This is a genomic window from Xanthomonas arboricola, assembly GCF_003353015.1.
GTDB classification, from domain to species: domain Bacteria; phylum Pseudomonadota; class Gammaproteobacteria; order Xanthomonadales; family Xanthomonadaceae; genus Xanthomonas; species Xanthomonas arboricola_E.
Genome location: NZ_QREM01000009.1, coordinates 969,183 through 990,900, shown reverse-complemented (window position 1 = coordinate 990,900; position 21,718 = coordinate 969,183). Strand labels below are relative to the sequence as shown.

Genomic DNA, 21,718 nt, shown 5'->3' with positions numbered 1-21,718 from the left:
TTCTGTCTACTCGCCATCCGAGCCTTCGTGCGCATGCTCGGGCAGATGGAGCGGGAACGAGGGAAACTGCCGACGATCCTGCGGGCGTGCAGCGACGAGCAATTCGCGGGTCTTCCACATCTGTACCGCTTTGGCCAGCGTCGATGCGTCCATTTCGCTTTCCTGGTGATAAACGTATTGCCCGAGATGATCGACGATGCCCAGGTGCGCATTTTGCTGCGCCTTCCAGTTGCTCACGGCGGTGTAATGATCGCTCAGGTCTTCACTGGTCATCCCTTCGACTCTAGGCGTGTCACCCGCCATTTGTTGCACCATTGCCAGGAAATCTGGATCCCTGCTTTCATCGAGCATTTTCCTGAGTGCGGGCACCTCGCCGAGCGTGGCGGGAGTTCCCGCAGGCCGCTTGTCGGGAAGATAAGATGGGGCGCCTTCGATAAACGGGTTTCTTTCGTCATCGATGACAACGCTCAACAGGGCGTGTGCGGTGTTATCGATTTTTTCAAGCGCGTCTTTACGCGCCTGCGTGCCGGTGAGCGCAGTGCCAGAGGAAGATGCACCCGCCGGATCGGTCGTGGTGGCGGGACGGGGATTGGCGCCGATGGGGCCGGTGCGCTCTTGCCTTGGCGGCACTCTGTGCTGCCTGAGTCGATCGAGTTGCGCTTGCAGATGTGGTGGAACATGGATTGTGCAAGCGGCAGGCAGTGCGGAGATTGTCGGAGGCAGTGCTTCCAGTCTGTTGCAGCCTCGCAGGTCAAGCTCTTCAAGCTGCGTCAGTGCATGAATATCCAGTGGCAGAGTGACCAGCTCGCTGCAGTCCCGCAGGTTGAGTCTTTTCAATGGCGCACGGCCCCTGGCAATCGGGGGATAGTTGCGTAATGCCGAGCCCTGCAAATCCAGTTCTTCCAGCCTGGGCATGTGATGAATGTTGATGGCAAGTTGGGTCAGTGGTGAGTGCATCACCTGCAATCTTTTCAAATTTTCCAGGTGCATGACCGAGGTCGGGAGGATGCGTATTCCTGTGCCCAACAACTGGAGTGCTTGCAGGTTGACCAGCCCTTCGTATTGGCCGGATGCGTTGCGCATCGCAAGATTGCGGGGCAGCTCTGTCAAGTCCGGACAGAAGACGATGCTGAGCTGTCGCAATTGGCTCAGGCAAGAAATGGATGCCGGCAGCGAGCGAATCGGATTCTGCTCCAGCGCCAATGTCTGCAGGTTGGCGAGGTCTTGCATGGATTGCGGGAGTTCCAACAGGCCCGCTGCACTGATGGTCATGTGTTCCAGGTGGGACAGGCGGTCGGTCTGCTCAGGGAATCGGGGCAGTGGCAGGCAGTGGAGATTGAGCGATGCGACAGCGGGGTTGGCTGCTTCCGCCAACGTGGCTGCGGTTGCCCTCAGGGCTTCCTCAGGATCGGTCTCGACGGCCGGCATGCCGTCGATGGCAGCGCTCCATGCGTTGCGCCATTGCGCATTGGCCGCCGCGCATTCCTGCCGCCATTGCGACAACGCACTTTCGTAGGTGGAAGTCGATGCGCCGTGCTCCAACTGCGCGTTGCCTGGCGCGGCGTGCGAGCCTGGGCGCGCAGCGTCGATGCGCGGCGAGCCCGTTACCGTGGAGTGGAACCGAAGCCGTTCTCTGGCGCCCAGTCGTGGCATGCCTGACGAGTGAGAGGCGTCCGAGGGTCCTTCATCTGCTGCCATACGGTCATCAACTTCGTGGGGATGCGAACGCACGTCCGACCTGGGTTGCCGACCGGAGATTTCGGATGACGCTGGTGTCGATGATGGGCGACGCGGGCGGTTGCCGGTTACACGCCCTAGCAGGCCACCCAGCAGGCCTGAACCGCGTTCGGGAACGGCGCGAGGCCGCGTCCGGTCGGAGGGCAGCGTGTTTGGGTTGGAGATTTCCTCAGGTGGAAGCTCCGACGGAACTTCTGGCGTGCGTGCCCGACCGATGCGCGGCATCGTGTTTCCTCGTTCGTTGCATGCGGTGTAGTGGAAATCATCCGACTGCAGCGCATCGCACAAGGATCTCGGCGCGAAGTCCTGGTCAGGGCGGCGAAGCGTCGATGGTGCGGCGGTCAGTAATCGATCTCCCCTGGGTAGGACTGGTGCCGGCAGACGCCGTGCAGGTAGCGCATGCGCCAAGCCGCGCTGGATCGATCACGACATGTCTGATGCGTTGACGCTTCCAGGTGTAGCTGATGTGCACCAAGCCATCGCGGGTCTGGATCACCGCCGGATAGGAGAACTCGTCTTTTGCGCTGTGTTCCAGCGTGAGTGCGCGTTGCCAGTGCACGCCGTCGGTCGACAGTGCCACCGCAAGCGTGCCGCGACCGTCCCACCAGTCCTTGCCGGCGATGCCGGGGTTGTAGACCAGCAGGGCGCGGCCGTCGCGCAGCATCACCGCATCGGTGCCGGAGTTGGGGTTGGCTACATCCAGCAATTGCATCGGTTGCCAGTGCAGTCCGCCATCCTGAGAGAACGTACTGAACAATTTGTTCTGCTGGCTGCGCCCGAGGACCTGCACGCGCCCGTCTGCATGCAGCAGGACGCTGGGCTGGATTGCGCCGATCGCTGACGGGTCGTTGAGCGGCATGCCGCGCTGCCAGTGCTCCCCGTCGTCGTCGCTCCATTCCAGATGCGCGCGCCAGCCACGGTCTTCGCTGCTGCTGGGCGCGAGGATGCGTCCATTCGGCAATTGCAGCGGTTTGTTCTTGATCGGCCCAAGGATGCCCTGGGGCAACTGCTGCGGCGCAGACCAATGCGTTCCCTCGTCAGCCGAGGTCATGCGCAGCCCCCACCACTGCCGCGGATTGGGGCCGAGCTTGTAATAGAGCTGCACCGGGCCGGTGGTCGATTGAAACAGCACCGGATTCCAGGCCGGCACGGTCGTACCCTGCGTGCCGGCGCGCGCGCCATCGGCGATACGGCGCGGTGGCTGCCAGTGCTGCGCGTCGCGCCGGGTCAGCCAGATGCCGACGTCGGCCGCGCCCTCGTGTGCGCCGCCGAACCAGGCCGCCAGCAGATGGCCATCGCGGGTTTCCAGCAAGGTGGACGCGTGCGCTTGCGGGGTGGGTGCCGGGTCGGCGATGAACTCGCTGAGGACGATCGGCGAAGGCGGCGATGCGCGTTCCTGTGCCCCGGCGGCAATGGCAGCAAGGCCGGCAACAAGGCTGGTCAGCAGGCGTGGCAAATGCGGCATGGTCCATCCTGTGCGGACTTTGGAGATACCTATTTATTATCAATTAAATACCATGTGCGCTGGTCGCCCGGCGGCTGTGCCGCCGGCCCGGCGAGGACCCGGAAGGTCGTTGCATCGCTCGCCCCGGTGCGCTGGCCGACCGCGCTGCCGCTGTCGTCGGCCATTGCGCAGCAGGTTGCCAAGCAGGTTGCCAAGCCGCCTGCGACGCACATTGCGAAGCCGCGTTGCGAGGATTCACTCATCCGCCTGCACGCCGCTATCGAAAGGGCATGGTGTGCTGTGGCCGGTGCGGCCGGCCTGTCTACCGCGCTGCGGTCGACCGGTGCCGAACTCGGCTTTCAGCGGCGCGTACGCCGTGCGGTTGTCCACGCAGGAGCGCAGCAGGGCTTTCCCAGCCGCAGTCAACGATCAGATGACCGATGCCGTTACGCAGTCCAGCCTCAAGGGCATCGACCAGGCGCCTGCAATGGCATGGGCACGATCTACCGGAGCATTGCCCAACAGACCGGCATCCTGTTCCAGAACGCGGTAGCGGTGCCGCAGCAACAGAAACACGCTGGCGTAGTCTGCGAGCAGCCAGGGCGTGATGCAGATCTGCAGGGTGGATGCCATGGCGGCAGCCGGTGCCACCAGGAAGGTTGCCCAGACAGGCGTGGCCGATAACCTGGCCAGCCTGCGGACGGTGCTCAACGCATTCACGTGACGCTGCCGGTCGGGCGCTGGCACGCGCGTCACGCGGTTGCCCACGTCGCGCGCGTCGGGGCGTGCTTATGCGGCGTTCTCGTCGCGTTCCTGCGGCGGCAGCAGGATCTGCGGCTGCTTGGCCGAGTGGGTCTGGCACAGGAAGGTCATCAGGTGCGCCGCTTCGGTGCTGCCGATCGGCTGGCTGGGCGCGGGCTTGCTGTGGACGTGTTCGGCGAAGGCGTGCTGGGTCTGCTCCGGAACCGCGGAGACAGGGTCTTGCGTAACGGTGGACGACGACATGAAACGCTCCTGGAACTCACGATCTGACCGTCGCCCGATGGGACGACGGGAATGCGCCACTGCCTTCCACAACGGCGTGAGCCGGTGATCTTGCCTGGAATGCGATCGGTCCGATACAGCAATTGGTCGCAGACGCTGCGCGGGCAGTTGACCTCCAGATAGCGGCGGGCGCGCGGTAGTCTGAAGGGGCGTTGCTGAGAGTACAAACATCTCTAGCTGATCTGGTTCACGTTCTGGCAACGCATACAGCGGAGCAGCCAAGAACTTTTGCCCCAGCAGGCAGCACGTAGCACGCAGCAGGTAGTAGGCGGTAGGGGGAAGCAGTAAGCGGAAGCAGTAAGCGGAAGCAGTAAGCGGAAGTGTCGACTCCCCACAATTCAATGCCAGCTAAAACTAGAGGTCTGCGGTTGATGTTGATCACGGAACTCGGCGGGCGTTAGCCCGCCCAGGCTGTCGTGCGGGATCTGCTGGTTGTAGTNTTGAAGCGTTCGATAAAACCGTTTTGCATTGGACGCCCAAGCTCGATGAAGTCCAAGGCGATGCCCTTGCGCTCGGCCCGCTCGGCCAAGGCCAACGCGACAAATTCCGGTCCGTTGTCCAGACGAAGCTTAGCGGGATAGCCGCGCCAGGCTGCGATGGTCCAAGGTGCGGATGACGCGGGCGGCCGGAAGATTCAAGTCCACTTCGATCGCCAAGGCTTCACTGCTGAAATCGTCGATGACATTGAACGTGCGGAAGCGTCGACCATCCCACAGCGCATCNGGAAGATTCAAGTCCACTTCGATCGCCAAGGCTTCACTGCTGAAATCGTCGATGACATTGAACGTGCGGAAGCGTCGACCATCCCACAGCGCATCTGACATGAAGTCGATCGACCATCCAGCATTGGGGCGTGCTCCGCATGTCAGCGGTTGTGGATGACGCGTCGGGACCCGGCGCCTGCTGCGACGACGCTGGTTGAGCTTCATCAGGCACTACACGCGCCAAACCCTCTTGTGATTCCACACATGTCCGCGACGGCGGATGATCTGAAACAGCTTTCCAAAACCACGCTCGGGAAAGCGCTCGGCCAATTCGGACAACAACGCAATGACTTCATCGTCGCGATCGGGACGACGCCGATAGCGCGCTGTCGAGCGCGCCACACNAGCTTTCCAAAACCACGCTCGGGAAAGCGCTCGGCCAATTCGGACAACAACGCAATGACTTCATCGTCGCGATCGGGACGACGCCGATAGCGCGCTGTCGAGCGCGCCACACCAAGCGCTGAGCAAGCCCGACGCTCGCTCCAGCCATGCTGCTCGACGAGCCAGGCAAGGAGCGGGCGCTTATGCGCCGGGTCTACAACTTTTTTGCGATCAGATCCTTCAACGCATGGTTCTCCATCGCCAAGTCGGCATACATCCGCTTGAGTTTGGCGTGCTCGGCTTCAACATCACGCAGCCGCTGCACGTCGGAGGCTTCCATGCCGCCGTACTTGGACTTCCAGACGTAGTACGTCGCGTCAGAAATGCCCAGCTCACGGCACACATCCTTGACCTGGCGGCCGCCCTCAACCTGCTTCAGCGTGGCGACAATCTGGCTTTCGGTGAGCTTGCTCTTGCGCATCGTTGGTCTCCTCGGTGGCTAGTGTGCCCGGAGACCTCTAACCATGGATGGACCACTTTTACGGGGAGTCGACATGCGATAGAGGGTCGGCAGCAATTCGTAAAAAAGTTCTTTGCTTGCGGCGGGGNCCCGGAGACCTCTAACCATGGATGGACCACTTTTACGGGGAGTCGACATGCGATAGAGGGTCGGCAGCAATTCGTAAAAAAGTTCTTTGCTTGCGGCGGGTTAGCTTGTTTTTGGCTATTTTTTACACGAATCCCTGTCGACCCTCATTCCGAGTACCGACTGCGCCCGCCCGGTGGCCATGCAGTAGTTCTGTTGGCGGCTCTTGACCGATTCGGAGCGAACGCCGCGCCCGTCTAACGATGAGCGCGGTGGTTTCCTGGCCGATGTTATTTCGTCGGCGTGATCCACACCTGCTGCTGCAGGCCGCGCACGCTCGGCTTGGCGGTGCTGTCCAGGTCGAACACCACCACGGTGTTGTCGCCCTTGCGCTGGAACGGGGCCGGGAAATACAACGCCCGCTGCGGGCCGATAGCCCAGTGGCGGCCCAGGTTGACGCCGTTGGCCCAGGTCACGCCCTTGCCGAAGGCGCGCATGTCCAGGTAGGTGTCGGCCGGTGTGCCGATGCGCAGCGTGCCGCGATGGAACGCCGGGCCTGCGACGGCGGTGCGGGTCCAGCCGCGGATGCTGTCGGGCGAGCGCATCGGCAGCGGGAACGCCTGCCAGCCGGTGAGCTGCCGGTTGTCCAGCAGCACCGGGTCGACCAGGCCGGCGCGGCCGTCGGCCATGCGCGGGCCGTAGTTGATGCGGCCGCTGTTTTCGACCAGGACATCCAGCGTGTGTTGGCCGGCGGGAATGTCCACGTTGGTAGAGACCTGCTGCAGCCGGCGTTCGACACTGCCGACCGGCTTCTGATCGACATATACCCGCGCGACATCGCGCACCTCGCCCAGGTACAGCGGGCCCTTGCGCGGGCCGGCGACGGTGGTGCGGTAGAGGATGTAGCCGTAATCCTGGCCGAAGTGCTCCATCGGCTCCGGGGTGTCGATGGCGATCGGGGCGGGCAGGTTGTCCCACAGCGAGGCGGATTCAGGCAGCGGCGTTTCCGGCAGCGCCGCGATCGTGATCGGCTTCGGCAGCGCGGGCGCCTGCACGCCGGTGACCCGCGTGATGGCGTCGCGCATCAGCGCGAACTTGGGCGTGGGGCGTCCGGCTTCGTCCAGGATGGCGTCGTAGTCGTAGCTGGTGGTCTGCGGGGCGTAATGGTCGCTGGGATTGCCCTGGAAATTGGCGCCATTCATGAAGCCGAAACTGGTGCCGCCGATGAACATGTAGAGGTTGGCCGAGTGGCCCTGGCGCAGGATCCACTCCAGCTCCTCGGTCTGTTGCTTGGCATCGGTGCTGGCATGCGGCTTGCCCCAGTGGTCGAACCAGCCTGCCCAGTATTCGCCGACCATGCGTGGCTGGTCGGGACGGAACTTGATCAACTTCTCGAACGCGCTTTTGGCCTCGCCGGGAGCGAAGTTCACCACCGCCAGGGTGTCCGGCAAGGTGCCGTTGGCGAGCATGTCGGCGCCGTCGGAGGTGAACAGCAAGGCGTCGTCGAAGCCGGCCTTGACGTACATGGCGCGGTTGTCGGCCATGTAGGCGTGGTCGTCGTCGTAGGAGCCGTATTCGTTCTCGACCTGCACGGCGATGATCGGCCCGCCGTTATGGTTGAGCAACGGGCGCACCTGTTTTGCCACCGCATCCAGGTAGGCCTGGCTGGATGCGAGAAAGCGCGGGTCGCGGCTGCGCACGCGGATATCGTCCTTGCCGAACAACCAGGCCGGGTAGCCGCCGGCTTCCCATTCCGCGCAGGTGTAGGGGCCGGGCCGCAGGATCACGTTGAGGCCTTGTGCGGCGGCTTCCCTGACGAAGGCGGCCACGTTGTTGTTGGCTGAGAAATCGAACTGTCCCTGCTGCGGTTCGACCAGGTTCCAGAACACGTAGGTCTCCACCGTGTTCAAGCCGAGTGCACGTGCTTTCTGCAGGCGGTCCTTCCAGTAGGCGCGCGGGATGCGCTGGAAATGGATGGCGCCGGAGAGGATCTGGTACGGCTTGCCATCGCGCACGAACTGCGTGCCTTGCGTGCCGAAGCTGGGCCAGGTGTCGGCGTCGTTGGCCATGGCGGTAACGGGAAACGCGAAGGCGAGGGCCAGAACGAGGGGGCTGAGGGTGCTGCGCAACATGGGCGATTCTCGGCGGTGACGAGTGACTGGTGACGATGGGGGTGGATTGGTTTTTGGGTTAGGCCGCTTGCGGGTTGGCCCTCATCCGCCCTTCGGGCACCTTCTCCCGCTTGCGGGAGAAGGGAAAGGCAAGCCTCCCGCTTGCGGGAGAAGGGAAGGCAAGCCTCCCGCTTGCGGGAGAAGGGACAGGCAAGCCTCCCGCTTGCGGGAGAAGGGAAGAGCAAGCCTCCCGCTTGCGGGAAAGGGAACGGCAGCCTCCTGTTGCGATCGGCGCGATGCCGGGGAAGTACGCTATGCGAACGACGGTGGCAGATCCTCCCTGTTCGCGCCGAAGGCCGGATTCGGCTTGGCAGCCATGGTGAATTCCAGCGTGCCGCCGGCGGCCAAGTCGGCATGCCGCATCCAGCTGCGGTTGATCGGCTTGCCGTTCCAGGTCAGCGACTGCACATAGACGTTCTGTGCGCTGCTGTTGTTGGCGACGATGCGCAGCGTGCGGCCGTTGCCGACATCCAGTTCTGCACGCTTGAACAACGGGCTGCCGAGGACGTAGTTGCCGCTGACCGGGTCCACCGCATACAGCCCGAGCGCACTGAGCACGAACCAGGCGCTCATCTGCCCGCAATCCTCGTTGCCGGACAACCCGTTGCGCGCGTCGTGGTACTGCTCGCGCAGCAGCCGGCGCACCATCGCCTGGGTCTTGTATGGCTGGCCGGCATAGGCGAACAGATAGGCCACGTGATGGCTCGGCTCGTTGCCGTGCGCGTACTGGCCGACCAGGCCATCGATATCCGGTGGCGCATCGGCGGGCAGTTCGGAGCTGGTGGAAAACAGTTCGTCCAGCTTGGCGACGAAGCCGTCGCGGCCGCCGTACAGGTCCATGTAGCCGTACAGGTCGTGCTGGTTGAGGAAGGTGGCCTGCCAGGCGTTGGACTCGGTGAAGTCGCGCCATTTGCTGATGTGGCCCATGCCGCGCGGATCGAATGGTTGGGCCCAGCTGCCGTCTTCCAGTCGCGCCTGCACGAAGCCGCTGTCGCGATTGAACACGTTGCGGTAGTTGCGCGAGCGCTCGCGCAGTGCGCGTGCGTCGTCGGTGGCACCGGCGGCCTGTGCCAGGTGCGCGCAGGCCCAGTCGTCGTAGGCGTATTCCAGCGTGCGGCTGACCGCTTCGTCCACCTTGTCGGCGGGGATGTAGCCAAGCCTGCGGTAATACGCCAGGCCGTGGGTGGTGTCGTCCATCGCGCGCTTGCGGTACGCCGGCCAGGCGGCGGTGTAGTCGATGCCGGTGAAGCCCTTGGCATGCGCTTCGGCCAGCACCACCGCGGAGTGGTAGCCGATCATGCAGCCGGTTTCCACGCCTTGCAGCGGCCAGATGCCCACGCCGTCCGGGCATTCGTTGGCGCCGCGCACCAGGCACTGCACCAGGTCCGGCACGCGCTCGGGTTGCACCAGGGTGAGCAGCGGGTGCGCGGCGCGGTAGGTGTCCCACAGCGAGTAGGTGCTGTAGTTGTGATAGCCCTTGGGGGCGGTGTGGATCTGCAGGTCCATGCCGCGGTAACGGCCATCCACGTCGCTGAAGAGGGTGGGCGCCAGCAGGCTGTGATACAGGCCGGTGTAGAAGATGCGGCGTTGCGCAGCGTCATCGCTGTCGATGCGCACGCGAGCCAGCTCTTTTTCCCAAGCGGCGACGGCTTGCGCATGCACGCGGGCGAAGTCGAAATCGGGCAGCTCGGCATCCAGGTTGGCCAGCGCATTGTCGGCGCTGACGGCGGAGATGCCGACCTTGATCAGCAGCGGGGCGTCGGATGCATCGGGAAAGTGCAACGCGGCCTTGAGGTGGCTACCGTCGCGGCTGCGCGTGCCGGCGGGCAGCGCTTGATCTTCGTCGTACAGCTGCACGCTGGCGAACGGCCGCGACAGGCGCATTGCGAAGTAGATGTAGCGCCCCTTGGCCCACTGGTGGACGCGGCGTCCGCCTGTGATGGTCTGTGCATCGACCACGCGCAGCTGGGCATCGCTCACGCGGGTGGGGATGCCGGGCTTGTCCTGCATGCCGTGGCACAGGTCCAGCAGCACATGCGCCGGCTTGCCCTTGGGGAAGTGGTAACGGTGCAGGCCGGCGCGCGAGGTGGCGGTGAGCTCGGCATGCACGCCGCTGTCCTTGAGCCGCACGCGGTAGTAGCCGGGCGAGGCGGCTTCATCGCTGTGGTCGTAGCGCGAGCGGTAGCCGCTGTCCGGCGCGTCGAGTGCGCCGGGCACCAGCTTGACCTCGCCGGTGGCCGGCACCAGCAGGACGTCCAGCATGTCGCCGATGCCGGTGCCGGACAGATGCGTATGCGAAAAGCCCATGATCGAGCCGTCGGACTCGTGGTAGCCGGAGCACGAATCCCACACCGCGTTGTAGGTGTCCGGGCTCAGCTGCACCATGCCGAATGGCAGCGTCGCGCCGGGAAAGGTGTGGCCATGGCCACCGGTGCCGATGAACACATCGACATGGCGGGTGAGCTCGGCGCGGGTGCGTGCATCGGCCGGCAGTGCGTAGTTGCCGGCGCGTGCGCGGGCAAGCCCGGGCAGGCCGGTGCTGCCGAACAGGGCCGCTGCGATGGCGCCTTGGAGAAAACCGCGTCGTGTTGCCATGGTGATGTGCTCTTGGATGTCACGAAGTGGGGCGGGCCGTACCCTCATCCGCCCCTCGGGCACCTTTTCCCGGCGGGAGAAGGGAAGATCAAGCGCTCTGCAGTTCCGCGTTGGAAGGGCGGGCCCTTCGCAAACTCAGGCGCTGCGCAGCAGCTGCGGTTTGCGTTGGTGCAGGTCGATGATCAGTTCGCCGAACAAGGTGTTGGCCCAGGCGAACCAGTCGCGGGTGAAGGTGCTTGGGTTGTCCTTGTCGAAGGCTTCGTGCATGAAGCCGGTGCCGGCGTGGGTGGTCTTCAGCCACTGCAGGCACTGGCGCAACTGCGCATCGTCGTCGCTGACCAGCGCGTACTGGATGATCGACATCGGCCAGATCGTGCCCATGCCGCTGTGCGGGCTGCCGACGCCCTCGGCCGCACGGCCACGCGCGAAATACGGATTGCGTTCGCTCCAGGCCAGCTGGCGGGTGCGCAGGAACACCGGGTCGGCGCGGTCGCAGCAGCCCAGGTAGGCCAGGCTGAGCAGGCCGGGGGCGTTGGCGTCGTCGATGAACAACTGGTTGCCGTAACCGTCCACTTCGAACGCCCAGTACGCCTGGCCGTCGCTGTCGCGCAGTTGGCCGAACTGGCGCGTCGCCGCTTCCACTTCGTCGGCCAGCGCGGTGCAGTCGGCGGCGAAATCGCTATCGCGGTGCAATGCGGTGCTCATCGTCGCCAGCTGGCGCAGCGAGGCCACCGCGAACAGGTTGGCCGGCACGAACAACGGATACACGCAGGCATCGTCGGAGGGGCGGAACATCGAGTGGATCATGCCGTTGGGCCGGGTCGGCTGGCCGTAGCCTTCCAGCACCAGCGTCTCGGTCGCCAGCGGCGAGGGCCGCTGGAACACATACGGGCCGCGGTTGTCCTTGCGCTGCTGCTCGCGGAAGGTCCTGACCACCACGTGCATCGCTGCGCGCCAGTCGTCGTCGAACGGGGCGGTATCGCCGGTGGCGCGCCAGTACTCGTGCGCGATGCGGATCGGGTAGCACAGCGAATCGATTTCCCACTTGCGCTCGCCCACGCCGGGCTTCATCTCGGTGATGTCGTTGAGCGACCACTTCAGGCGTTGGGTCTGGCCATCGGGCAGGAAGGCGTTGGCATAGGGGTCGAGCCGGATGCAGGCGGCCTGGCGCTGGATCAGGCCATGGAACATGCGCCGCAACGCAGGGTCGCGCCTGGCCAGCGGCACGTACGGATGCACCTGCGCGGAGGAATCGCGCAGCCACATCGCGTGGATGTCGCCGGTGATGACGAAGGTGTCCGGCTTGCCGTTGCGGGTGCCGGTTTCCACCGTGGTGTCCAGCGTATTGGGGTAGCAATTCTCGAACAGCCAGGCCAGCTCGGGGTCGGCGATGCGCGCCTTGATCTGCACGATCTGCTGCTCGACCGCCTTGCTGACGAAGCGGCGCTGCGCCTTGGGCGGGCGCTTGCTGACGAAGTTGCCGGCGGCCGTGGATGCGCCGGCGGCGGGGCCGGCCGCGAAGGCCGGCAGCGCGCCGGCCAGCAAGCCGGCGCCCGCGCTGGCGCCGAGCAGCTGAAGGATGTCGCGGCGGGTGTGCATGACCTGGAGCTCCCTGGGATTTTCGCAAGCGGTCGAGGCAGCGGGCACCTCCATCGGTCGCGCTGCGCGCCGGGCCGATGATGAGACCTATGCAGGACCAATTCCCGATGACCATACAACGTGTGCGCCGAATGTGCATAGTGCGTCCGCACAATTCGGCGCCGTATGCGGGTTCGCGGCAGTGGGTGCGGTGGCTGGTCCACGCCCGTGCCGCCGCATGGACATCGCCCAGCTTCCGTGCACTCACGACCGACCTGGAACACGCGCGACAGGATCGGGCTGGGCATGGCACCGACCAGTCCACTGGTAGAGCCTGCTTGTCCGTACCAGCTCGCCAGCTGCCAGGCAGCCCTGCGGGCAAGGTGCTCGCGATACCTCACGCCGCAGGCGCCGGCCATCACGGCCGACGCTGTCGCATCACGCCTGCGCACCGCTTACTTCGGCAGCGGCGAACGTCCCGAGATCGAGAACGTTGCAGCCTTGCCTGCCGCACCGGTGCCGGGCTGGCCACCGCCGACAAACAGGGAGTAATCGCCGGCTTCCACCGCGCGCTGCCCGCTGCGATCCACATCGCTGAGGGCGCGCGCGTCCAGGGTGAAGGTGAGCGTGCGCTGCTCGCCCGGCTCCAGACGGATACGTTGAAAGCCGACCAGGCTGCGCAGCGGCGATTGCGGGCGGTCCGGATACTGCAGGTACACCTGCGCCACTTCATCGCCGGCGCGGCTGCCGGTATTGCGCACGGTGGTGGTCACCTGCAGCGTATTGCCGGCTTGCAGCGTGCTGGTGGACAGGCGCGGTGCCTCGTAGGCGAAGCTGGTGTAGCTCAGCCCATAGCCGAACGCAAACAACGGCTCGCCCTTGAAGTAGCGGTAGGTGCGGCCCTTCATGTCGTAGCTGACGTAGGGCGGCAGGTCCTTGGTGGAGCGGTAGAACGTGACCGGCAGGCGCCCGCCAGGGTTGTCCTCGCCCGCCAGTGCGCGCGCGATCGCGGTGCCGCCGGACTGGCCCGGGTACCACGCCGCCACGATCGCATCGGCATTGGCCTTGGCCCAGTTCAGCGCCACCGCGCTGCCGCTCATCAGCACCACCACCAGCGGCTTGCCGGAGGCCTTGGCGCGTTCGAGCAGTGCCTGCTGCGGCGCGGGCAGGGCGATGTCGTTGCGGTCGCCGCCGTCGAAGCCGGGCACGTCGATACGCAGTTCCTCGCCTTCCACATCCGGCGACAGCCCGACGAAGGCCACGACGGCATCGGCGTGTGCCACCGCCTGCTCGGCCTCGGCCAGTTGCGCCGCCGCCGGTGCCAGCCACTCCAGGCGCAGGCCCTGGTCCTGGCCGCGGTGCTCCATTTCCAGGCGGATCCTGCGCGGGCGGGTGTCGTCGAAGTGCAGCATGGTTTCCACGCTGCGGCCATCGGCGTTGTGCATGCCGGCCGGCACATGCTTGTCTTCGGCATTGCCGGCAACCACCAGCTTGTCGTCGATGTACAGCCGCACCGGATCGTGGCCGGCGCAATCGAAGCAGCGCGCCACCCGCACCGCCAGCGTGTAATCGCCCGCGCCCGGCGGCAGCAGCTCGCCGCTCCAGCGCACCGCATAGCGATCGGCCGGCACGCCCTTGGCCGGGCTGACCTGGTCCCAGTTGAAGCTGACCGCACGGTCCTGGCGTACGGTCACCGGGGTGCCGGCCATGTCGACGTTGTCGAAATATTCGCCACGCAGTCCCGGCTTGCCGTCGCTGCGCAACGCGGTTTCCGGAATCATGCCCGGCACGCCCGCGGCCAGCGGCGCACCTTGCGCATAGCTGACCTGCTGCGCACCGAAGCGCTGGCGCAGGCCGAGCAAGGGCGTCACCGGCGCGGACGAGGTGCCTTGATAGTTGGCTTCCAGCGCCGCCAGGGCATCGGCGTTCGGGCCGATCACCGCCAGCCGCGTGCCGGGTTTCAGCGGCAGCGTGCCGGCAGCGTTCTTGAGCAATACGATCGACTCGGCGGCGGCCTTGAGCGCCAATGCCCGATTGGCGGCGTTATCGATGTCCTTGGCGCCCAGCCGCGCATACGGGTCCTTGCGCGGCGCTTCCAGTTCGCCCAGGCGATAGCGCGCGGCGAACAGGCGCACCAGCGATTGGTCGAGCAAGGCTTCATCCAATTCGCCGCGCTCGATCGCGGTGCCGAGGTCGCGATAGGCATGCCCGCAATTGAGATCGTGACCGGCCTTGAGGGCGGCTGCCGAGGAGCCTGCATTGTCCGGGCGGAAGTAATGGAACTGGGTCATGTCGTCCACCGCATCGCAGTCGGACACCACGAAGCCCTTGAAGCCCCAATCGCCGCGCACGCGGCCGTTGAGCAACCAATCGGCTGCGCAGGCCGGTGTGCCGTGCAGCGAGTTGTACGCGCACATCACCGAGCCGGCCTGACCGTCGATCAAGGCGGCGCGGAAGGCGGGCGTGTAGGTCGCCTCCACATCGCGCGGCGACACGTCCACATCGAAGCCGTGCCGGCCCGGTTCCGGGCCGCTGTGCACGGCGATGTGCTTGGGCGTGGCGATGGTGCGCGGGTGATGGAGATCGTCGCCCTGCAGGCCGCGGATGAAGCCCACCGCGAGCTGCCCGGTGAGGAAGGGGTCCTCGCCGTAGGTTTCCATGCCACGGCCCCAGCGCGGGTCGCGGAAGATGTTGATGTTGGGCGACCAGATGGTCAGCCCCGCATAGCGCTTGTGGTCCTTGCCCGGGCCGCCGGCCTGGTTGAACTTGGCGCGTGCCTCGGTCGACACCACCGTGCCCACCTGCTGCATCAACGCGGTATTCCAGCTGGCGGCCAGGCCGATCGCCTGCGGAAACACCGTGGCGTAGCCATTGCGGGCGATGCCGTGCAGGCCTTCGCTCCACCATTCGTAGGCGGGGATGCCCAGGCGCGGAATCGCCGGCGCAGCGTTCATCGCCTGCGCGACTTTTTCCTCGCGGCTCATCTGCGCCACCAACGCGGCGGCGCGCTGCTCCGGCGTGCTGCTGCGGTCGTCGGGCGCGGCGTGCGCGATGCAGGGCAGGCCCAGGCTCAGGCCCAGTGCCATGGCAAGACGCGATACAAACACGGATGACATCGATTCACTCCTGCGCAGTGGCGAGATTCGCCCGGCGTTGTTCTGGTGGTGCCGCAGGGGGGGCGGCGGGTTGAGGGTCTGGCGCGGCGGCGTCATGCGCGCCACCGGCTGTGGTGGATGTTGCTGTTACTGCGGCGGGCCCTCATCCGCCCCTGCGGGGCACCTTCTCCCGCCCGCGGGAGAAGGACACCCAACGCGGGACGAGGGCGCGCGAGGGAGGAGAGGGGCGCGCCTTGGGAGAGGGCACGCACGGCAGGAGATCACGTCGTTTTCCTAAGGTGGATGCGATGCAAGGGTGCGAAGAGTGGCATGACAGGAAACCAAATCTGCGGGAGACGCCATGCGCGCGAAATGCATACGCGGAACACGCGCATGCACGAGCGGAGATCGAGCCCTTCTCCCGCCTGGCGGGAGACGCCATGCGCGCGAAACGCATACGCGGAACAAGCACATGCACGAGCGGAGATCGAGTCCTTCTCCCGCCTGGCGGGAGACGCCTTGCGCGCGAAACGCATACGCGGAACACGCGCATGCACGAGCGGAGATCGAGTCCTTCTCCCGCCTGGCGGGAGACGCCATGCGCGCGAANGCGCGCGAAACGCATACGCGGAACACGCGCATGCACGAGCGGAGATCGAGTCCTTCTCCCGCCTGGCGGGAGACGCCATGCGCGCGAAACGCATACGCGGAACAAGCGCATGCATGAGCGGAGATCGAGTCCTTCTCCCGCCTGGCGGGAGACGCCATGCGCGCGAAACGCATACGCGGAACACGCGCATGCACGAGCGGAGATCGAGTCCTTCTCCCGCCTGGCGGGAGACGCCATGCGCGCGAANGCGCGCGAAACGCATACGCGGAACACGCGCATGCACGAGCGGAGATCGAGTCCTTCTCCCGCCTGGCGGGAGACGCCATGCGCGCGAAATGCATACGCGGAACAAGCGCATGCACGAGCGGAGATCGAGTCCTTCTCCCGCCTGGCGGGAGAAGGTGCCCGAAGGGCGGATGAGGGCCAGCTCGCCGCTCATTTCGTCGCCGCTGCCTCCGGCGGTTCCGGCGGCGCGCCGGCCAGCGTCGATGCCAGGTCGCGCACCTGCAACGCAGACTGCACCTGCGCCATCGGCAGCTTGCTGGACACGTGCAGCGTCAGCGGCTCGCCCGGCAGCAGGTCGAAGGCGTTATCGGCCACGCTCACGTCCAGGTCGCCGAACGACAGCCACACCTCGCGCGCCAGCGTGTCGCTGGACAGCGTCAGCGCATAGCCATCGCCATCGGCGCGCCACTGGCTGTCGATCTTCGCGGACGGCAAGGCCAGCTGCTTGGCCGGCGCGAAGAACACCACTTCGCGCGACAGCAGCTTGGCGCCATCGAACAACTCGAACACCGCGTACGTGCGCTTGGGATCTGCACTGCCCAGCAATTGCCTGTCGCTGAAGCTGCCCACCTGCAGGCTGCTGAGCGGCTTGACGGTGGCCTTTTCCTCGCGCTTGCTCAGCAGCTTGCCGTCCATGCCCATCACCCGCATGCGCCAGCGGGCCGCCAGCGGGGTGGTACGGTCGGACACCAGTGACACCTCGGTCTGGCCCTTGTCGTTACGCAGTGCGGCGATCAGCTCCGGCGCATAGAAGCGGCGGGCGTGGTACTGCAGCGCCTTCCAGCGGCCGTAGTAATCCACGCTGGACCAGGACGCACCCGGCCACACATCGTTGAGCTGCCAGTACAACGAGCCCATCGATTGCGGGCGCGAGGCGCGCAGATGCGAGGCGGCCAGGTTGATGCCTTCGGCCTGCATCAGCTGGCTCAGATAGACGAAGCTCTCGAAATCCTTGGGTTCGCCGAATTCGCGACGGATGTACAGCATCAGCCGCTTGTTGCCGTTGCCCTTGTCGAACTTCTGATGCACGCGCATCACCGGCGATTCCGGATCCATGTCGCCGGGTTCGGCGAAGGCACGCACGGTGCGCATGTCCGGGAACGACTGCAGGCCGTATTCGGACATGAAGCGTGGGGTGACGTTGAGGTATTCGGTCACCGGCAGCGCGGGGCCGCCCCACACCTTCCAGTAATGCATGTCGCCATCGGTGGCCTGGTCGGCGGCGCCGTCGAAGTTGGTGCCCGGCGAGGTGGACCAGTACGGCACGTCGCTGTCGTAGGTGGCCACCACTTCGCGGAACACGGTGCCGAACAGGGTGGTCATGCCGCGCTCGATGCGGCTGCGCTCTTCCGGGTCCACCGATTGCTTGAACTTGACCCGGTCGCCCCAGTTTTCCCAGCCGGTCTGCACCTCGTTGTTGCCGCACCACAGCACGATGCTGGGATGGTCGCGCAGGCGCTTGACCTGTTCGATCGCCTCCTGCCGGGTGTTCTCGCGGAACTCCACGTCGTACGGCGGCACGGCGCCGCCGAACATGAAGTCCTGCCAGATCATGATGCCCAGCTCGTCGGCCATCTCGTAGAAACGGTCGTCCTGGTAATGCCCGCCGCCCCACATGCGCAGCATGTTCATGTTGGCATCGCGCGCATCCTGCAGGGTGCTGCGCATGCGCTCGGGGCTCACACGCGCGGGGAACGCATCCAGCGGGATCAGGTTGGCGCCCTTGGCGAAGATCGGTATGCCGTTGATCACGATCTCCATGCTCTTGCCGAACTTGTCCTTTTCGCGACGCAGCTCCACCGAGCGCAGGCCGGTGACGCGCTTGATCTGCTGGCTGTCGCCATCGGCATCGCGCACGCTGGCCACGAAGGTGTAGCGGTCCTGCGCGCCGTAGCCGGCCGGGAACCAGCGTTTGGGCTTGGCGATGCGCACCGCCAGATCGATGCGGTTCTGGCCGGGGTCGACCACCGCGTCCTGGGTGAACTGGCCGACCTTCTGGCCATCCGGTCCCAGCACGTCCAGCGTCACCTGCACCGGCCCGCTGCGGCCGGCCTGCAGTTCCAGCTGCGCCTGCAATTGCGCGCTGTCCGCGTCGACGCGCTGCTGGGCGATATGCAGCCCGTCCACGCGCACCGCATCCCAGGCTTCCACGCGCACATCCTTCCAGATGCCGGCGTTGACCATGCGCGGGCCCCAGTCCCAGCCATAGCTATACGGCGCCTTGCGCACGTAGGTGGAGCTGTGGCGCGATTCGGGCTCGTCGCCGAAGGCCGAATCGTAGGCGCCCGGCAGCGCGTACGGCTGCTTGGCCAGCCACGGCTGGATCTTCTTGATCGGCGAGAACAGCTTGACCTCGAGCACGTTGTGGCCGCGCTTGAGCAGCGGTTTGGCATCCCCCCGCCACTGCCGGAACATGTTGTCGGCGCGCAGCAGCGGCTTGCCGTTGAGGGTGACCTCGGCAAAGGTGTCCAGGCCGTCGAACACCAGCTCCACGTGCTCACGCTTGAGCGTGGCCGCGTCCACGTTGAAGCGGGTCTGGTATTGCCAGTCGCTCAGGCCCGCCCACTGGATCTTGCCCTCGTTGTCGCGATAGAACGGGTCCGGCACGATCTTGGCGGCGATCAGGTCGGTCTGCACCGCGCCCGGCACCTGCGCCGGCAGCCAGGCCGCCGCTTTTGGATACGTCCTTGCCTGTTCCTGGCCCGGCACCAGCCGCACCTGCCAGCCGCTGTCCAGTGGCGTCGCCGTGGGCGGGGCGGCCCAGGCCTGCGAGATGGCAAAGGCCAGGGCAAGCCCGAGACGGGTGGGGGCGGGGACGCGGCGATGGCGGGACAGGGGCATGGGTGACTCTCCTTGGATGGATCAGCGCGTGGCGGCGGGGGGCGCCTGCGCGGTGGTTTCAATCAACTGGACGGCGCCGATGGCATACAGCGGGCCGCGAATCGGCGCGGTGAAGCGCAGGCACAGATCGTGGACGCCGGTGCGTGCAGGCAGTGCAGTTTCCAGCGTGAACTGTTCGCCCAGGGCGGCGCTGTCGGGCAATTGCAGGCTGGCGATCAGCTCGCCCTCGCAGCCCAGGCGCACTTCCAGCTCGCCGCGGCGCGTCTTGGCCGGGTACTGCACCACCTTGGATTGCTCGTGCGCCAGGCCGAAGTTGTTCGGCAGGCGTGCGGCCTCGATGCGGATCGCGCCGATGCCATCCAGGCGCGCCTGCGGGTAGAGACGGCAGGCATGGAACAGGTCGACGTTGTAGACCGGCGTGTCGGCGCCGGTCAGTTCCGGCAGCAACGGCAGGCGCAGGCCCAGCGCACCGGTCTGCACGCAATCGCGCAGGCCCTGGGTGTCCACGCGCAACAGCGAGGCGCGATCGACGCTGCGGCTGCGCGTGGCCGCCAGCGCGGTGCCGCCGGCATCGAAGGCGGCGGCCTTGACCGTGGTCGGCAGCTGGATCGCGAACGGGGCCTTGTAGCGCGGCGATGCCGGCGTGGGATCGCTGCCATCGGTGGTGTAGTGCAGCGCGCCTGCGCCGGTCTGCGTGCTCAACGCCACCTTGGCCGGGCCACCGGCCAGCACCGGGTTGGGGCCGCCTTCCAGTGCGATATCGGCGGCGAAGGCGCCGTCGCTGTAGTCGATGCCCAGCGCCTTGTAGCGCTGCAGCTGCGCCGGCAGGCGCGCCAGGAAATCCTTCCAGTTGCGTGCAGCGGCAGGCGACCAGGTGACTTCGGCCACCGCGGACAGCCGCGGGAACAGCGCGTGGTCGATATGCCACCTGGAGGGAATGTATTCGGACCACAACGCGCCTTGCGCGCCGAGGACATGCCTGGCCTGCTCGGCGCTGAGTTCACCTGGCACCGGGTCGAAGGCGTAGACCTTGGACAACGGCAGGATCGTCAGGCGGCCGTTGGGCTCGTCGCTGCGGGTTGTCTGCAGATTGTCCAGATACAGCCAGTCGCCCGGTGCCAGCACCACGTCGTGGCCTTGCCTGGCTGCGGTCACCGCACCTTCGGTGCCACGCCACGACATCACCGACGCACTCTGCGGTACGCCGCCTTCCAGAATTTCATCCCAGCCGATCATGCGCCGGCCGTGCTGGGTGAGGTAGGCCGCCAGCTGTTCGTTGAACCAGCCCTGCATCGCATGCGCGTCCTTGACCCCGAGCTTGCGCATCTGCGCGCGTACCGCAGGCGAGGCTTCCCATTGATCCTTGACCGCCTCGTCGCCACCGATGTGGATATACGCCGACGGGAACAACGTCAGCACTTCATCCAGCACATTGGTGATGAACCTCAGGCTGCGCTCGCTGGTGTTGAACAGATACGGATTGACGCCCCAGTCCACGCCGACCTGGGTGCGCTGGCCGGGCACGCCAACCTCTTCCGGATACGCCGCCACCGCAGCCTGCGCATGCCCGGGCATGTCCAGCTCGGGCAGCACGGTGATGTGCAGGCGCGCGGCGTAGGCAACGATCTCGCTGATCTGTTCCTGCGTATAGAAACCGCCGTAACGCTCGGGTGTGCCGTGCCGGCCGGCGCCAGGCGGGGTGCGCCAGGCACCGACCTCGGTAAGCTTGGGATAACGCTTGATCTCGATGCGCCAGCCCTGGTCGTCGGTGAGATGCCAGTGCAGCACATTGAGCTTGTGCGCGGCCATCGCGTCCAGCACATGCTTGACGGTGTCCACGTCGTGGAAGTGGCGGGCCACATCCAGATGCTGGCCGCGCCAGCCAAAGCGCGGCCAGTCGCGGATCGCCACCGCCGGCACGGCGACCTCGCCCTTGCGCGCGTCCGGCGTCATCAGTTGCCAGGCGCTGATCGCGCCATAGAACAGGCCGGCGCCATCGCGCGCGGCAATGCGGATGCCGTCGCCATCCACGTCCAGGCTATAGCCCTCCTTGTGCGCCACCGGTGCCTGCGGTGTGCGCTCCAGGCGGATGCTGTGCGGTGACGCCGTGGTTTCGGTGCGCACTTCCAGGGTCAGGCCACGGGTGCGTTGCAGCAGGCTGGCCAGCGACTCGGCGCTGCGGCGCACCTCGGCATTGCCGGTGGGGATGGAGATCACCGTGCCGGTGCCGACGCGGAAGCTGCCAGTGCCGCGCCTGGCTTCGACCGGGGCGGGAATCAGCGGCAGCGGTGCGGTGGTCGCAGGCAATGTCGAGGTGCTGCGGGGATGGTCCGCAGCCGGCGCGGTCGCCGTATCGGGTTGGCCACACCCTGCCGACAGCATTGCCGCGAACGCCACCGCAAGCAGGCGCGAGCAACGTCCCGGCGATGACGGCAGCCGCAACGACAGGCGGCGCGGCAACGGCGACGCGGATGGCGATGAGCGCAGGTTCGGTGCGGAGTTCGACATCATGCAATCACATCCCGGTAAGGCGGGGGGAAACACGGCAGCCACGCACAGTAGCAAAGCCGTGCCGGATGGCGCAGGGACTGGCGCACGCTTCGCCGGGGTGCGCGGTGTGTGGTGGCCTGCAACGACCGCGTGT

The 21,718-nt window shown here is 66.1% G+C and carries 9 protein-coding genes and 3 pseudogenes; 1 reads left to right on the top strand and 11 read right to left on the bottom strand.

Translation table 11 applies throughout. The annotated features are described in order from the left end of the window. Positions 1-6: 6 nt before the first annotated feature. Together xopL and C0541_RS14885 are read right to left on the bottom strand one after the other, a co-directional pair. Positions 7-1,698, bottom strand: a complete 1,692-nt coding sequence (xopL, locus tag C0541_RS14890) for a type III secretion system leucine-rich repeat domain-containing effector XopL (protein WP_238601333.1) — start codon at positions 1,696-1,698, stop codon at positions 7-9. Between the two features lie 349 nt (positions 1,699-2,047). Beyond that, positions 2,048-3,202: a sialidase family protein gene (locus C0541_RS14885; RefSeq protein WP_115049471.1), complete on the bottom strand. Its 1,155-nt coding sequence runs from the start codon at positions 3,200-3,202 to the stop codon at positions 2,048-2,050. A gap of 412 nt (positions 3,203-3,614) precedes the next feature. Here C0541_RS14885 and C0541_RS21395 point away from each other — a divergent pair. After that, positions 3,615-3,905: pseudogene (locus C0541_RS21395) on the top strand (RebB family R body protein). Between the two features lie 65 nt (positions 3,906-3,970). On the opposite strand, the gene C0541_RS14875 reads toward C0541_RS21395, so the two are convergent. From C0541_RS14875 to C0541_RS14835, 9 genes and pseudogenes are all read right to left on the bottom strand, one after another. Continuing rightward, complete coding sequence (locus tag C0541_RS14875) at positions 3,971-4,186, bottom strand: hypothetical protein (protein WP_115049469.1); 216 nt, start codon at positions 4,184-4,186, stop codon at positions 3,971-3,973. A 377-nt stretch (positions 4,187-4,563) separates the two neighbouring features. Further along, a pseudogene (locus C0541_RS14870) lies at positions 4,564-5,331 on the bottom strand (DDE-type integrase/transposase/recombinase); the annotation flags it as partial. A gap of 17 nt (positions 5,332-5,348) precedes the next feature. Further along, positions 5,349-5,794: pseudogene (locus C0541_RS14865) on the bottom strand (transposase); the annotation flags it as partial. Between the two features lie 395 nt (positions 5,795-6,189). Beyond that, complete coding sequence (locus tag C0541_RS14860; protein ID WP_115049468.1) at positions 6,190-8,031, bottom strand: glycoside hydrolase family 35 protein; 1,842 nt, start codon at positions 8,029-8,031, stop codon at positions 6,190-6,192. Between the two features lie 291 nt (positions 8,032-8,322). After that, a complete protein-coding gene (locus tag C0541_RS14855; protein WP_115049466.1) occupies positions 8,323-10,665 on the bottom strand; it encodes a GH92 family glycosyl hydrolase in 2,343 nt (780 codons plus the stop codon). Between the two features lie 135 nt (positions 10,666-10,800). Beyond that, positions 10,801-12,264 carry a glycoside hydrolase family 125 protein gene (locus C0541_RS14850; RefSeq protein WP_115049464.1) on the bottom strand — a complete coding sequence of 488 codons (1,464 nt, stop codon included), beginning with the start codon at positions 12,262-12,264 and terminating at the stop codon, positions 10,801-10,803. Positions 12,265-12,698: 434 nt separating this feature from the next. Further along, entirely contained in the window at positions 12,699-15,359 is a 2,661-nt protein-coding gene (locus C0541_RS14845) for a glycoside hydrolase family 3 C-terminal domain-containing protein (RefSeq protein ID WP_115049462.1), read from the bottom strand. A gap of 1,024 nt (positions 15,360-16,383) precedes the next feature. After that, entirely contained in the window at positions 16,384-19,074 is a 2,691-nt protein-coding gene (locus tag C0541_RS14840) for a beta-mannosidase (RefSeq protein ID WP_161960086.1), read from the bottom strand. 21 nt (positions 19,075-19,095) lie between these two features. After that, positions 19,096-21,585, bottom strand: coding sequence for a family 20 glycosylhydrolase (locus C0541_RS14835; RefSeq protein WP_238601332.1), 2,490 nt, complete (start codon positions 21,583-21,585; stop codon positions 19,096-19,098). Between the last annotated feature and the right edge of the window lie 133 nt (positions 21,586-21,718).

What these genes read in the sequence shown, in the direction of transcription:
- C0541_RS14860 (WP_115049468.1), bottom strand. Translation starts at nt 8,031, where the DNA reads ATGTTGCGCAGCACCCTCAGCCCCCTCGTTCTGGCCCTCGCCTTCGCG.
- C0541_RS14850 (WP_115049464.1), bottom strand. Translation starts at nt 12,264, where the DNA reads ATGCACACCCGCCGCGACATCCTTCAGCTGCTCGGCGCCAGCGCGGGC.
- C0541_RS14855 (WP_115049466.1), bottom strand. Translation starts at nt 10,665, where the DNA reads ATGGCAACACGACGCGGTTTTCTCCAAGGCGCCATCGCAGCGGCCCTG.
- C0541_RS14885 (WP_115049471.1), bottom strand. Translation starts at nt 3,202, where the DNA reads ATGCCGCATTTGCCACGCCTGCTGACCAGCCTTGTTGCCGGCCTTGCT.
- C0541_RS14845 (WP_115049462.1), bottom strand. Translation starts at nt 15,359, where the DNA reads ATGTCATCCGTGTTTGTATCGCGTCTTGCCATGGCACTGGGCCTGAGC.
- C0541_RS14875 (WP_115049469.1), bottom strand. Translation starts at nt 4,186, where the DNA reads ATGTCGTCGTCCACCGTTACGCAAGACCCTGTCTCCGCGGTTCCGGAG.
- xopL (WP_238601333.1), bottom strand. Translation starts at nt 1,698, where the DNA reads ATGGCAGCAGATGAAGGACCCTCGGACGCCTCTCACTCGTCAGGCATG.
- C0541_RS14835 (WP_238601332.1), bottom strand. Translation starts at nt 21,585, where the DNA reads ATGATGTCGAACTCCGCACCGAACCTGCGCTCATCGCCATCCGCGTCG.
- C0541_RS14840 (WP_161960086.1), bottom strand. Translation starts at nt 19,074, where the DNA reads ATGCCCCTGTCCCGCCATCGCCGCGTCCCCGCCCCCACCCGTCTCGGG.